The organism is Cupriavidus sp. C1SS-2L, assembly GCF_057073735.1.
The window spans coordinates 316,618-329,421 of the sequence record NZ_CP172709.1; the positions used below are offsets into that span (position 1 = coordinate 316,618).

Genomic DNA, 12,804 nt, shown 5'->3' on the forward strand with positions numbered 1-12,804 from the left:
CTGCCATGCATGTCCACGGCAGCCGTCTTCAGCACGAATTTCAGGGCAAGCGGCGGAGGATTGGGATAGGGGAAACTCCGCGCCGCCGTTCCCCCATCACCCGTCGGGCCAGCGCTGGCGCGGCCCGGCGGCCGTTCGGGTTGGCGCCGTGTGAACCGGTGGTTAGCAGCGGGCATTGCGCGGCAGTTCCCCCCAAGCGCCGCACGCGCTAGCGCATACCCGGCAGCCTGGATAACCCCGGGGTGCTAACCGCAGGTTTACGCGGCAGCGATCCTGCCATCTGCCGCAAACGCCGCTGCTGCCGCATGATCCTTTCGCATCATCGCAACGCCGGGCAAACCGGCATGGAGTCCATGGCATGGCAAGCCGGCAAGACCTGCCCCTGGCAGGCATTCGGGTAGCGGAGTTTGGGCAGTTCATCGCAGCGCCAGGCGCGGCCATGATGCTGGCCGACCTCGGCGCCGACGTGGTCAAGGTGGAAGCGCTGCGCGGCGACAGCGCGCGGCGTTTCGACGGCACCAGCGCGCAGAGTCCGATGTTCCTCGCGTACAACCGTGGCAAGCGCGGCATCGCGCTGGATCTGCGCAGCAGCGGTGGCATGGAGGCTGCGCGGCGGCTCGCGCTGGCCAGCGACGTGGTGCTGCACAACACGCGTCACGGCGTGATGGAAGCGCTGGGGCTGGATGCCGCGACGTTGCGCGCTGAGAAACCCGAGCTGATCCATGCATCGATCAGCGGCTTCGGCACGCGCGGACCGTCGCGCTCGCGGCCGGGGCTCGATATCGCCGCGCAGGCCGAAAGCGGCATGATGTCCGTGACCGGCGAAGCCGGCGGACAGCCGCTGAAGGCGGGCTTTGCACTGATCGACGCGGCCACGGCACTGGCTGCGGCCAACGCGATTCTCGCTGCGCTGTTTCGCCGCCTCCGCACCGGCAAGGGCGAAACCATCGAGACGTCGCTATTGCAGGTTGGCGTGCAACTGCAGGCGCAGTTGTGGGCGGAGTTCCAATGCTCGGGCGCGCTGCCGGTGCGCAGCGGCAACAGCCAGCCCAAGGCCGCACCTGCGGCGGATGTCATCGCAGTGGCCGATGGCCATGTGGTGCTGTCCGCGTATCTCGACGAACACTGGGCGCGCCTGTGCGAAGCGATCGGCAACCCCGCGCTCGCGCAGGATCCGCGTTTCGCCAGCAATGCACTGCGTGTGCAGAACCGTCCGGCGCTGCTCGCGATCCTGCACGATGCGCTGCGCCATTTGAGCGGCGACGCTGCGCGTGCGCTGCTCGAACGCCATCAGGTCGTGGTCGGCGTGGTGCGGGATTACCACCAGGTCGGCGCCAGTTCCGATGTGCGCGCCAGCGGCATCCTGCGCGCGGTTGGCAATGGCGAAGGCGGCCTGCTCGAACTGCCAGGGCTGCCGTTCTCGATGGAGAGCCTGCAAGGGGATGGTATTCCCGCCGTGCCTCGGCTGGGCCAGCACACCACTGAAGTGCTGACCGAGCTTGGCTACGGTGCCACTGAAATTGATGAACTGGCCTGCGCCGGCGCCATTGGCTGCGAGCAAGGAGTGACTGCATGAGTGAAGCGGCAATAACCTCACCGGTACTGCTGGAGCGCCATGCCGGCTGGACCGAGATCGTGTTGAACCGGCCCGAGCGCCGCAATGCCATCGACATTGCGCTAGCCAGCGCGCTGGCCACCGCCATCGACAGCGTCAACGCCGACGACAGCACGCGTGCCGTGCTGCTGCGCGGCGCCGATGGCGCGTTCTGTTCGGGACTGGATCTGAAGGCGCTGCAGGCCGAGCCGGACGGCATGGCGAAATTCGCGCAGGTCTGGGAGCGTGTCCACCTGTCGCTGCTACAGAGCGAGAAGGCGTGGATCGTGGCGCTGGAGCGCCATGCGGTCAACGGCGGCGCGGCACTGGCTCTGGCCGGCGACCTGATGGTGTGCGGCGCCGGCGCCTTTCTGCAGATCGGCGAGATCCGCCTTGGCATGGCCGCGCCGCGCAATGCGGCATGGCTGGCACTGCGCCATTCCGAAGCGGTCGCCGCGCGGCTGTGCCTGCTTGGCGATCGCGTACCCGCCGCTGACCTGCTTCGGCTTGGCGTGGCCACGGAAGTCACCGACGACACGCAGGTGCTCGACCGCGCGCGCGACCTGGCCACGACCATTGCCGCTTTCCCGGCCGGCGGCGTGACCGCGATCAAGCGCGGCATGCGTGCCGCCAGCACGCGCATGGCGCGCGATACCCACGACTGAAGCGAGATCCCGCATGAGTGAATCCATCACGACTGACAGCGAAGCCTCCCTGGAGGCATTCCGCCGCGAGGTCCGCGACTTTGTTGCGCAGGCCTTGCCGGAAACCGTGCGCGAGAAGGTGCGCCTGGGCCTTGAGGTCAGCAAGGACGAAATGGTCGCCTGGCAGCACCGGCTGGCCGAACGCGGCTGGCTGGCGCCGCACTGGCCGCGCGACTGGCAGGGCCTAGGCTGGAGCGCCGAGCGGCGCGCCGTGTTCCAGGAGGAACTGGTGCTCGCCCACGCGCCGGAGACCGGTGGCATCTCGATCGAGATGATCGGGCCGATCCTGATCCGCTACGGCACGCCGGCGCAGCAGCAGTATTTCCTGCCGCGCATGCTTAATCTGGAGCACTGGTGGTGCCAGGGGTATTCGGAGCCCAATGCGGGGTCGGACCTCGCATCGCTGAAGACGCATGCGGTGCGCAAGACGCGCGCCGACGGCACCGAAGTCTATGTCGTCAATGGCAGCAAGATCTGGACGTCGTACGCGCAGTACGCGGACTGGATCTTCTGCCTGGTGCGGACTGACAGCGCGGCGCGCGCGCAGCAGGGCATCAGCTTCCTGCTGATCGATATGCGCAGCCCCGGCATCAGCGTGCGGCCGCTCGTAGGCATCCACGGCTGGCACCTGTTCAACCAGGTGTTCTTCGACGATGTCGAGGTGCCCGTCGACCACCGCGTCGGCGACGAGAACGCGGGCTGGACGATCGCCAAGTCGCTGCTCGAGCATGAGCGACTGAACCTCGCCCGCGTGGCCGAGAACCGGCGCCGGCTGGTCAAGGTCCGCGCCATTGCCGCGGAAGTCGAAGAAGCCGGACAGCCGCTGATGGAACGGCCGTGGTTTGCGCGCCGCTATCGTGAACTCGACGTGCGACTGGAAGCGCTGGCCGCGACCGTGCTGCGCTTTCGGCAGCGGGCGCGTGCGGGCGAGCGGCTCGGTCCCGAGACCGGCATGCTCAAGCTGCTCGGCAGCCGCCTGATCCAGGACATCGAGAACCTCGCCGTCGACGCGCTCGGCCCCGGCACGCTCGCCTACGACCGCGCGGCGCACTTCGAGCCGGCGGCGCCACGCTCCGGGCAATCCGCGTACTCGGCAGCCGCTTCCGCGAGGCGCTTCGTGACGCGTGGCTACACCATCGCTGGCGGCTCCAGCGAGATCCAGCACGAACTGCTGGCCAAGCAGGTGCTCGGGCTCTAACAAACTCTGCGAAAGGAACGGAACCCATGAGCGATTCCCACGACGACCGCCGCATGCTGCGGGAAAGCGTACGGCGCTATGTCGAACGCGACTATGGCTTTGAACAGCGCCGCGCGGCGCTGGCGGAGCCGGGCGGCTTCTCGCGCAGGCACTGGCAGGCATTTGCCGAGTTCGGCTGGCTGGCGCTCGGCCTGCCCGACGCCTGTGCCGGGTTTGGCGATGCATCGGACCAGGCCGTATTGGCCGAGGCGCTCGGATGTGCTCAACCCGCCGAGCCGTGGCTGGCCAATGCCGCCTTGTGCGGCCCGCTGCTGGCCGCTTGCGGCGACGCTGCACATGCTGTCACCGCAGCCGCGATGGCGGAGGGCAGGACGATGCTGGCGCTGGCCGCATGGGAGGCGCAAGGGCGTTATGACGCCTTCGATGTCGCTACGTCTGCCGAGCCACGGCAAAGCGCAGGCCCCATCGACTGGATGCTGGATGGCCGCAAGACGCTGGTGCTCGGCGGCGGCTGTGCCGACATCCTGCTCGTACTGGCGCGCAACAGCGGCCAGCGCCGCGACCGCGATGGCCTCACGCTGTTCGCCGTGCCAGCCGGCACACGCGGCGTCGCCATCGAGGCATTGCCGACATATGACGGCCGCCAGACCGCCACGGTCACGCTGCGGCATGTGAGCGTTCCCGACAGCGCGCGAGTCGGTGCCGTCGGCGGTGCGTGGCCGAGCGTCGAAGCCGCTATCGATCGCGCCACTACCATGGCCTGCGCGGAAGCCGTGGGCACCATGGCGCGCGCGTTCGAGCTGACGCGCGATTACCTCGTTACGCGTGAGCAGTTCGGCCGGCCGCTGTCCGCCAACCAGGTGATCCGCCACCGGCTGGTCGACCTCTATGTCAGCGTGGAACAGGCGCGTGCCATCACCGAAGCGGCCGGCGCTGCGCTGCAGGGCGATGCGGCAGCGCGGATGCGTGCGGTCTCGCTCGCCAAGGCCTTCGTCTCGGTCGCGGGACGCGCGCTCGGCGAAGACGCGGTGCAGCTGCACGGCGCGGTCGGCATGACCGATGAGATGGAAGTTGGCCACTGCTACAAGCGGCTCGCCGCGCTGGCCAACCTGTTCGGCGATGCCGACTGGCACTACGAACGGCTTTCTGCCGTCGATCCCGCGGATCAGGCGCTGGCCGCCTGAGCCGCATTACCCGGGGCGCCTGCGAGCGCCCATACACAACACGCCGGCAACGCACCGGCATGGGCGGCCAATGCGCCGCAATGGAGACCACATCATGTTCAGCCAGCACACCGGCATCCGCAGGGCCGGCGCGGCACTCGCCGTACCACTGGCCTTGGCCAGCGCCGCCGCCGCGCACGCCGAAGCCCCATACCCGAACCGCCCGATCCGCGTGGTGCTGCCCTCCGGCGCCGGTACCGTGACGGACCAGACTGCCCGGCTGATTGCCGAGCGGCTAAGCACGTCGCTCAAGCAGCCGGTGGTCATCGACAACCGCCCCGGTGCCAACGGCATCATCGCCAGCGAAACCGTGGCGCGCGCTGCGCCGGACGGCTACACGCTGCTGTTCACCTATTCGGCCACGCTGACGGTGAACCCGTGGACCACGCCGTCGCTGCCGTACGACCCGCTCAAAGACTTCACGCCGATCGCGCGCCCCAGTGCGCCCGGCGGCAACCTGCTCGCGGTCAGCGCGAGCGTGCCGGTGCACAACCTGCAGGAGTTCCTGGCCTATGTGAAAGCCAGCAAGTCGGAACTCGCATATTGTTCATGGGGCGTGGGTTCGGGCGGCCATCTGGCGATGGAGTACCTGAAGGCCAAAACCGGCATCCGCCTGCGCCATATCCCCTACAAGACCGCGACCCAGTGCAGCAATGACCTGGCAGCCGGCCACGTGACCATCGGCATCACCGATTCGGTTTCGTCGATTCCGCACCTGAAGTCGGGCCGCATTCGCGGCATTGCGGTCTCGGGGCCCGAGCGGCTGCTGCCCACGCCTGACGTGCCGACGATGACGGAGCAGGGCGTGCCGTTCCAGCAGGCGAGCTGGGTCGCGCTGTTCGGACCGAAGGGCCTGCCGGCGCCCATCGTCGCGCGGCTCAACGCCGAGGTGAACCGCGTCCTGCAGTCGCCGGAGGACCGCGAACGCTTCACCTCCATGAACCTGAAGCCGGCCGCGCCGACGAGCGCGGCGGAGCTGGGCAAGCTGGTCAGTTCCGACCTGGCCGCCTGGGGCGAGGTAGTGAAGATCGCAGGACTCAAGGCGCAGTAGGGCACAACACAACAGGCAGTGAGAACGGGAGAGTGCAAGCGTGAAGGCAAGACAGTGGATGGCAATGGGGGCGACTGGGGCGGCGCTGGCCGCCGGCAATGCGGCAGCGGGAACGATGCAGCTGTTCGGCGTGGTGGATGCCTCACTCGAATATGCGAAGGGATCGGACAGCGTGGTGCGGATGCGCGAAGGCCAGCAGGCGGCCTCGCGCTGGGGGATTCGCGGCATCGAGGACCTTGGCGGCGGATTGAAGGCTAACTTCCTGGTCGAGTCGGGCTTCAACATCGACACCGGCACGGAGTTCTTCGGCAACAACCGGCTGTTCGGGCGGCAGGCCTACATGGGCCTGTCGGATGGCTGGGGCGAATTCCGGCTCGGCCGCCAGTACACGCCGTCGTTCTATGCGTTGCTGCGGCTCGATCCGTTCCTGCTCAACGGCGCGGTGTCGCCGTTCAACCTGCTCAGTGCCACGGCATCGCAGGGCACCGGGCATGTGGCCTATGGCGCGCGCTTCGACAATGCCGTGCAGTACTTCTCACCGAACTGGGGCGGCTTTTCCTTCACGGCCGCGGTGGCGCCGGGGGAAGTCCCCGGGGCGCCGCGATCAGGCCTGAACTTCGGCATGAACGCGACGTACGAGGCGGGCAACGCGTATGCGTTCTACAGCTACCAGGGCATGTACACGGGCGCCAACGTGCCCGTCGATACCACGCTGACATCGAACCATTTCATCGGTGGCTCTTACCGGTTCCAGCCGATCGAAGTCGGCTTGCTGTTCAGCACGGCCAGCAGCAACCGGCCTGATACGCGCTCGGCGCGCCACTATGGCGTGACGTTCAGCTGGACGGTGACGCCGCGCGACACGTTCAAGGCCGCCGCGGTCAAGCGGCAGATCCTGGGCGGTGGCGAGCGCCCGCTCGCGGTGACGCTCGGCTGGGACCATGACCTGAGCAAGCGCACCACGGCCTATCTGCGCGCGGTGCTCGTGCACAACAGCCCCGGTGGCAGCGTCACCAACAACAGCATTGCGATCGATCCGGGCAGCGGGGACGATGCCAGGTCCGTCAGCGTCGGTTTGCGCCACCGGTTCTGAAGACCCTCAGCCCTTCGCGGGTTGGCCGTCCTTCAGGCGCCACAGGTCCAGCGGATTGCCGTCCTGCAACGCAGGCGGCAGCAGTTCCGCGGGCACGTTCTGGTAGCACACCGGCCGCAGGAAGCGGTCCATCGCCGTGGTGCCGACCGAGGTCGTGCGCGTATCGGACGTGGCGGGGAAGGGGCCGCCGTGAACCATGGCGTAGGACACTTCAACGCCGGTCGGGTAGCCATTGAACAGGATGCGGCCCACCTTGCGCTCCAGCAGCGGCAGCAGTTGCGCGGCCAGCGCGTAGTCGCCACGGTCTGCTTGCACGGTGGCGGTCAGTTGGCCTTCCAATTGCTGCGCGACGGCGAGCAGGTCTTCCCCATCGCGGCAGACCACCAGGACTGTGGAAGGGCCGAACACTTCGGCATGCATGCGCGGATCGGCGATAAAGCGCTGCGCCGTGGTTTCGAATACTGCGGCGCAGGCCTGGTTCGGGCCGGTGCTCGCCTGGCCGGTCGCGGTGCGGGCGAGACCGGGGATGTCCGACAGACTGGTGATGCCATGTTCGAACGCGCGCTGAATACCCGGCGTCAGCATCGTGCCGGCCGGCTTCGCGGTCACTGCGGCGCCGGCCGCCGCGCGGAACCTGTCGAGCGCCGGGCCTTCGAGGGCGAGCAGCAGGCCGGGGTTGGTGCAGAACTGTCCCACGCCGAGCACCAGCGAATCGGCCAGTTCGCGGGCAATGGCTTCGCCGCGCGCCGACAGCGCCTCGGGCAGCAGAAAGACCGGGTTGATGCTGCTCATCTCCGCATAGACGGGAATCGGCTGCGCGCGGTTGCTCGCGACCTGCATCAGCGCCAGGCCGCCGCTGCGCGAGCCGGTGAAGCCCACGGCCTGGATGGCTGGGTGCGCGACCAGTTCCGTACCGACGGTGTGACCTGCGCCGGTCAGCAGCGAGAACACGCCCTCTGGCAGGCCGGCATCGGCAACGGCCTTGCGGATCGCGCGGCCGACCAGTTCCGACGTGCCTGGATGCGCGGGATGCGCCTTGGCCACCACGGGGCAGCCGGCGGCCAGCGCCGAAGCGGTGTCGCCGCCAGCCACGGAGAACGCCAGCGGGAAGTTGCTGGCGCCGAATACGGCCACCGGGCCGATTGCGATCTTCTGCATGCGCAGGTCCGGGCGCGGCGGCGTGCGTTCGGGCAGGGCCCTGTCGAGCGTGGCCGACTGCCAGCGACCGGCGCGCAGCACGCTGGCGAACAGGCGCAACTGACCGGTGGTGCGGCCGCGCTCGCCTTGCAGGCGGGCGATGGGCAGCGCACTTTCGGCGTGGGCGCGTTCGATCAATGCATCGCCCAGCGCTTCGATCTGGTCGGCGATTGCTTCGAGGAAACGTGCGCGCTGGTCAGGCGACGTCGCGCGGAAGGTGTCGAACGCCCCTTCGGCCAGTTCGCAAGCGCGTGCCACATCATCGGTGCCGGAGGCGTGGAATTCGGGCTCGAGCGTCTCCCCCGTGGCCGGGTTGATCGCGTGGAAGGGTTCGCTGCTGCCGCGCACGGCGCTCGCGCCGATCAGCATTTCGCCGGTTATCGTCATGGCTGGGGTTTCCTGCAGAAGAAGGGTGCGGGGGCACCATCAAACGGAATGATCGGCCTGAGCATGCTGCCGAATCTCATAGGACATCATATGACATGCGACGGTCGTCCGCAACAGTAGGGACGACGCAGGCTCAGGCTGCCGCGGACGCCTTGCGCAGGCGCTCGCGGCTGTTGGTCAGGTGCATGCGCATGGCGGCCTTGGCGGCCTCCGGGTCGCGGCGCTCGATGGCGTCGTAGATGTTCTCGTGCTCGACATGCACGCGTTCCAGATACTGGGCGCGCTCCTGCGTATTGACCTGCAGGCGGCTGCGCGGGATCAGCATGGTGCCCAGGTGGCCCATGATGTCGGTGAAGTAGCGGTTGCCAGTGGCGCGCGCGATGGACAGGTGGAACTCGAAATCGGCGCCGACGGCGTCGCTGCCTTCGGTCGTATTGCGCTTCATGGCGTCGAGCGCACGGCGCATGGCGGCCAGATGTTCGTCGCCGCGGCGCGTCGCCGCCAGGCCGGCGGCTTCCGCTTCCAGGCTCACGCGAAACTCCAGCATGGCCAGCACATCCATGGCGGTGCCCATGGCGGCGGTGTCGATGCGGAATGGTGACGGCGTTTCGGCAGGGCGCGCGAGCACGAACGTGCCAATCCCGTGACGCGTTTCCACCAGGCCGCTGGCCTGCAGGCGCGACAGCGCCTCGCGCACGACGGTGCGGCTCACGCCAAACGTGGCCATGACCTCGGATTCGGTGGGCAGCTTGTCGCCCGGCTTCAGCTGTCCCTGGCGAATGCGCTCGGTCAGGCCGCTGACCACTTCTTCGGCAAGCGTACGGCCGCGGCGGCGCAGCGGTGCGGGCGAAGTCATCTGGGCGTCGGGCATGGTCATGGGAATGGCGTAGGGAAATTGCGGCCTTGACCTGGCCGGGATGCCGTCATTATACTCGGTTGTAAGTCATACGACGACTGATAACGTATGCTAAAGCATTCAAGCATGCGCCGCCAACAGCGCATGCCAATCAGACCCTGGAGCAGCCCGCATGAACGCCACGCAAGCCGCCATCCCTGGCATTCCCGGCAACAGCGCCGCCACGCCGGTCGTGACCGAACTGACCGTGGTGCCGGTCGCCGGCCACGACAGCATGCTGATGAACCTGTCGGGCGCGCATGGCCCGTACTTCACGCGCAATATCGTGATCCTGCGCGACAGCGCGGGCCATACCGGCGTGGGCGAAGTGCCGGGCGGGGAGGGTATCCGACAGACGCTCGAAGACGCGCGGACGCTGGTGGTGGGGCAACCCATCGGCCAGTACCAGGCCGTGCTCAACCGCGCGCGTGCCGCGTTTGCCGGGCGCGACGCGGGCGGCCGCGGCCTGCAGACGTTCGATCTGCGCATTGCCATCCACGCCGTGACGGCGCTGGAAGCGGCGCTGCTCGATCTGCTTGGCAAGCATTTGCAGGTTCCCGTGGCGGCGCTGCTTGGCGAAGGCCAGCAGCGTGATGCGGTCGAGATGCTCGGCTACCTGTTCTATATCGGCGACCGCCGCCGCACCACGCTCGACTACCGTACCGAGCCGGATGCCGGCAACGACTGGTTCCGCCTGCGCAATGAAGAAGCCATGACGCCCGAGGCCGTCGTGCGCCTGGCCGAGGCCGCTTACGAGCGCTATGGCTTCAATGACTTCAAGCTCAAGGGCGGCGTGCTGCGCGGCGACGAGGAGATGGAAGCGATCATCGCGCTGCACGAGCGCTTCCCGAAAGCGCGCGTCACGCTCGATCCGAACGGCGGCTGGCTGCTGGCCGACGCGATCCGCCTGTGCCGCGACAAGCACGGCGTGCTGGCCTACGCGGAAGATCCGTGCGGCGCCGAAGACGGCTACTCTGGCCGCGAGATCATGGCCGAGTTCCGCGCGGCGACGGGCTTGCCGACCGCCACCAACATGATCGCCACCGACTGGCGCCAGATGGGCCATGCGGTGCGGCTGCAATCGGTCGATATCCCGCTGGCCGATCCGCATTTCTGGACCATGCAGGGCTCGGTGCGCGTTGCGCAGATGTGCGCCGAGTGGGGCCTGACATGGGGCTCGCATTCCAACAACCACTTCGATATCTCGCTGGCGATGTTCACTCACGTGGCCGCCGCCGCGCCGGGCCGTATTACCGCGATCGACACGCACTGGATCTGGCAGGACGGCGAACACCTGACGCGCGACCCGCTGAAGATCGAAGGCGGCATGGTGCAGGTGCCCAAGACGCCGGGCCTTGGCGTGGAGCTGGACATGGACGCGCTCGCGCGCGCCAACGCGCTCTACCAGGAGAAGGGCCTCGGCGCCCGCGATGATGCGATCGCCATGCAGTTCCTGATTCCGGGCTGGAAATTCAACAACAAGGCACCCTGCATGGTCCGCTAGGGCTGCTGCACAGCCACCACACAACACACAGCGACATAAAACAACAGGAGACAACCATGATCAAACTTTCCACGCTGCTGCGCCGCTGTGCGGGCGCGGGCATTGCCCTGGCTGCGGTAGCCATGGCCGTCGCTGGCGGCACCGCAACGGCCGCCAGCCCGGCCTGGCCACAGAAGCCCGTATCGGTAGTCGTGCCGTTCCCGGCCGGCGGCTCCACCGACACGATCGCGCGCATGCTCGCCGTGCCGCTCAACGAAAAGCTCGGCCAGCCCTTCGTCATCGACAACCGCCCCGGCGCCACGGGTGCGATCGGCGCGACCTTCGTCAAGCGCGCGCCGGCGGACGGCTACACGATGATGGTCGCCTCGATCGGCGTCTATGCCGTCAATCCGTTCCTGCAGAAGAACCTCGGCTATGACCCGGCCAAGGACTTCGACCTGCTCACCGTGGCCGTGCGTGCGCCCAATGTGCTGGTCGCCAACCCTAACTTCCCGGCCAAGACGCTGCAGGAGCTGGTCAGCTACATGAAGAAGAACCCCGGCAAGGTCAGTTTCGCGACCTCGGGTGCCGGTTCGTCGGATCATCTGACTGCCGCGCTGTTCTGGCAGAAGAGTGCCACCGAAGGTCTGCACGTGCCCTACAAGGGCGGTGCGCCGGCCATCTCCGACCTCCTGGCCGGGCAGGTCGACGTGTCGTTCCAGAACATCAACGCGGTGCTGCAGCACATCCGCAGCGGCAAGTTGCGCGCGCTCGCGGTGACTTCAGACAAGCGCGCCGCGGTGCTGCCGAACGTGCCGACCATGGCCGAAGGTGGCGTGAAGGATGTGGAGGTCTATTCCTGGCAAGGCGTGGCGGCCCCGCGCGGCCTGCCGGCTGACGTGAAGAGCCGACTTCACGGCGCACTGGTCGGTGCACTTAACGAGCCGAAGATGCGTGACAAGCTGGCCGAGAACGGCTTCGAGGTCGTGGGCAATACGCCGGAGCAGTTCGCACAGTTCGAGAACCAGGAACTCAAGCGCTGGAAGACGGTGATCGAGCAGGGCAAGATCACCATCGAATAAGGCGCGGCTGAGGCGCTAGCGCGCGAGCTGCAGCGTGATGATCCCTGCCAGGACCAGCGCCGTGGCGGCAAGCCGGCGTCGGTCGAATGGCTCGCGCAGCAGGAAGTGGCCAAGCAGCGCGGCGAAGATGACGCTCGATTCGCGCAGCGCGGCGAGCTTGGCCACCGGCGCCAGCGTCATCGCCCAAAGCATCAGCGCGTACGAGCCCACGCGGTTGATGCCCCCGATCCACGCGCGCTTCCATTCGCTGCGCAGCAGCGTCACCAGCGCCTGTCCGCGCCGGGCAAAGGCGTAGGACGGCATGAAAATGTGCGACAGCGCCTGCAGCCAGACGATGTAGGTGAAGACCTCGCCGTAGCGCTTGACGGCAGTGCCGTCGATGACTGTGCCGCCGGCCAGGCACGCGCCCGCCAGCAACGCAAAGCCAAGCAGGTCAGGCGCCTGCTGGCGCCAGCGCACCAGGCTGACCAACCCGCAGCAGATCAGCGCGATGCCGGCATAGCCGCCGGGCCCCAGGCGTTCGCTGCCGGTCAGCAGCAGGATGATTGCCACCATCATCGGTGCCGAACCGCGCATCAGCGGATAGGCCTGGCTGAAATCGCCGCGGTTGTAGGCGGCCACCAGCGAGAGCTTGTATCCCACCTCCAGTGCCACTGTGGCCATCAGGAACGGCCATACCTGCGGCGCCGGCAACGGCACGAAAAACAGCAACGGCGCCGCCGCGAGCAGGCAGAACGTGTCGATCAGCGCCATCGACGAAAGCCGGTCGCCACCGACCTTGATGATGGCATTCCAGGAAGCATGCATCAGCGCGGACAGCATGACGGCTGCGAACGCCATGCCGTGGAAGTCGGCGGGAAGGGGCATCAATATGGTCTTGGTGGCGCTGGCAGGGTG

General features: G+C 67.7%; 11 protein-coding genes. 8 read left to right on the top strand and 3 right to left on the bottom strand.

The genetic code is table 11. From position 1 onward, the window contains the following. Window positions 1-358 precede the first annotated feature (358 nt). From ACIGJG_RS19170 to ACIGJG_RS19195, 6 genes are all read left to right on the top strand, one after another. A complete protein-coding gene (locus ACIGJG_RS19170; protein ID WP_140951164.1) occupies window positions 359-1,576 on the top strand; it encodes a CaiB/BaiF CoA transferase family protein in 1,218 nt (405 codons plus the stop codon). Next, window positions 1,573-2,259: an enoyl-CoA hydratase/isomerase family protein gene (locus ACIGJG_RS19175; RefSeq protein WP_011299833.1), complete on the top strand. Its 687-nt coding sequence runs from the start codon at window positions 1,573-1,575 to the stop codon at window positions 2,257-2,259. Before ACIGJG_RS19170 ends, ACIGJG_RS19175 begins: the two co-directional genes overlap by 4 nt. Window positions 2,260-2,272: 13 nt before the next feature. Then, on the top strand, window positions 2,273-3,496 hold the full coding sequence (locus ACIGJG_RS19180; protein WP_140951162.1) for an acyl-CoA dehydrogenase family protein: 1,224 nt from the start codon (window positions 2,273-2,275) through the stop codon (window positions 3,494-3,496). Window positions 3,497-3,522: 26 nt separating this feature from the next. After that, window positions 3,523-4,680 (top strand): acyl-CoA dehydrogenase family protein, encoded by a 1,158-nt coding sequence (locus ACIGJG_RS19185; RefSeq protein WP_483673755.1) that lies wholly within the window; start codon window positions 3,523-3,525, stop codon window positions 4,678-4,680. A gap of 94 nt (window positions 4,681-4,774) precedes the next feature. Further along, window positions 4,775-5,770, top strand: a complete 996-nt coding sequence (locus tag ACIGJG_RS19190) for a Bug family tripartite tricarboxylate transporter substrate binding protein (protein ID WP_011299836.1) — start codon at window positions 4,775-4,777, stop codon at window positions 5,768-5,770. 64 nt (window positions 5,771-5,834) lie between these two features. After that, window positions 5,835-6,863: a porin gene (locus ACIGJG_RS19195; RefSeq protein WP_425291359.1), complete on the top strand. Its 1,029-nt coding sequence runs from the start codon at window positions 5,835-5,837 to the stop codon at window positions 6,861-6,863. A gap of 6 nt (window positions 6,864-6,869) precedes the next feature. Here ACIGJG_RS19195 and ACIGJG_RS19200 read toward each other — a convergent pair whose 3' ends face one another. Next, on the bottom strand, window positions 6,870-8,447 hold the full coding sequence (locus tag ACIGJG_RS19200; protein WP_483673756.1) for an aldehyde dehydrogenase (NADP(+)): 1,578 nt from the start codon (window positions 8,445-8,447) through the stop codon (window positions 6,870-6,872). Window positions 8,448-8,580: 133 nt separating this feature from the next. Further along, complete coding sequence (locus ACIGJG_RS19205; protein WP_220630652.1) at window positions 8,581-9,318, bottom strand: FadR/GntR family transcriptional regulator; 738 nt, start codon at window positions 9,316-9,318, stop codon at window positions 8,581-8,583. Window positions 9,319-9,475: 157 nt separating this feature from the next. On the opposite strand from ACIGJG_RS19205, the gene gudD reads away from it, so the two are divergent. Together gudD and ACIGJG_RS19215 are read left to right on the top strand one after the other, a co-directional pair. Beyond that, window positions 9,476-10,846 (top strand): glucarate dehydratase, encoded by a 1,371-nt coding sequence (gudD, locus tag ACIGJG_RS19210; protein ID WP_220630465.1) that lies wholly within the window; start codon window positions 9,476-9,478, stop codon window positions 10,844-10,846. Between the two features lie 56 nt (window positions 10,847-10,902). Beyond that, the gene (locus ACIGJG_RS19215) at window positions 10,903-11,907 is read left to right on the top strand and encodes a Bug family tripartite tricarboxylate transporter substrate binding protein (protein ID WP_220630464.1); all 1,005 of its coding nucleotides are present in this window, start codon (window positions 10,903-10,905) and stop codon (window positions 11,905-11,907) included. Window positions 11,908-11,922: 15 nt separating this feature from the next. Here ACIGJG_RS19215 and ACIGJG_RS19220 read toward each other — a convergent pair whose 3' ends face one another. Further along, window positions 11,923-12,774, bottom strand: a complete 852-nt coding sequence (locus tag ACIGJG_RS19220) for an EamA family transporter (protein ID WP_220630463.1) — start codon at window positions 12,772-12,774, stop codon at window positions 11,923-11,925. Between the last annotated feature and the right edge of the window lie 30 nt (window positions 12,775-12,804).

Bases quoted from the DNA above. Each gene is read 5' to 3' on its own strand.
- ACIGJG_RS19170 (WP_140951164.1), top strand. From the start codon at position 359: ATGGCAAGCCGGCAAGACCTGCCCCTGGCAGGCATTCGGGTAGCGGAG.
- ACIGJG_RS19175 (WP_011299833.1), top strand. From the start codon at position 1,573: ATGAGTGAAGCGGCAATAACCTCACCGGTACTGCTGGAGCGCCATGCC.
- ACIGJG_RS19180 (WP_140951162.1), top strand. From the start codon at position 2,273: ATGAGTGAATCCATCACGACTGACAGCGAAGCCTCCCTGGAGGCATTC.
- ACIGJG_RS19185 (WP_483673755.1), top strand. From the start codon at position 3,523: ATGAGCGATTCCCACGACGACCGCCGCATGCTGCGGGAAAGCGTACGG.
- ACIGJG_RS19190 (WP_011299836.1), top strand. From the start codon at position 4,775: ATGTTCAGCCAGCACACCGGCATCCGCAGGGCCGGCGCGGCACTCGCC.
- ACIGJG_RS19195 (WP_425291359.1), top strand. From the start codon at position 5,835: ATGGGGGCGACTGGGGCGGCGCTGGCCGCCGGCAATGCGGCAGCGGGA.
- ACIGJG_RS19200 (WP_483673756.1), bottom strand. From the start codon at position 8,447: ATGACGATAACCGGCGAAATGCTGATCGGCGCGAGCGCCGTGCGCGGC.
- ACIGJG_RS19205 (WP_220630652.1), bottom strand. From the start codon at position 9,318: ATGCCCGACGCCCAGATGACTTCGCCCGCACCGCTGCGCCGCCGCGGC.
- gudD (WP_220630465.1), top strand. From the start codon at position 9,476: ATGAACGCCACGCAAGCCGCCATCCCTGGCATTCCCGGCAACAGCGCC.
- ACIGJG_RS19215 (WP_220630464.1), top strand. From the start codon at position 10,903: ATGATCAAACTTTCCACGCTGCTGCGCCGCTGTGCGGGCGCGGGCATT.
- ACIGJG_RS19220 (WP_220630463.1), bottom strand. From the start codon at position 12,774: ATGCCCCTTCCCGCCGACTTCCACGGCATGGCGTTCGCAGCCGTCATG.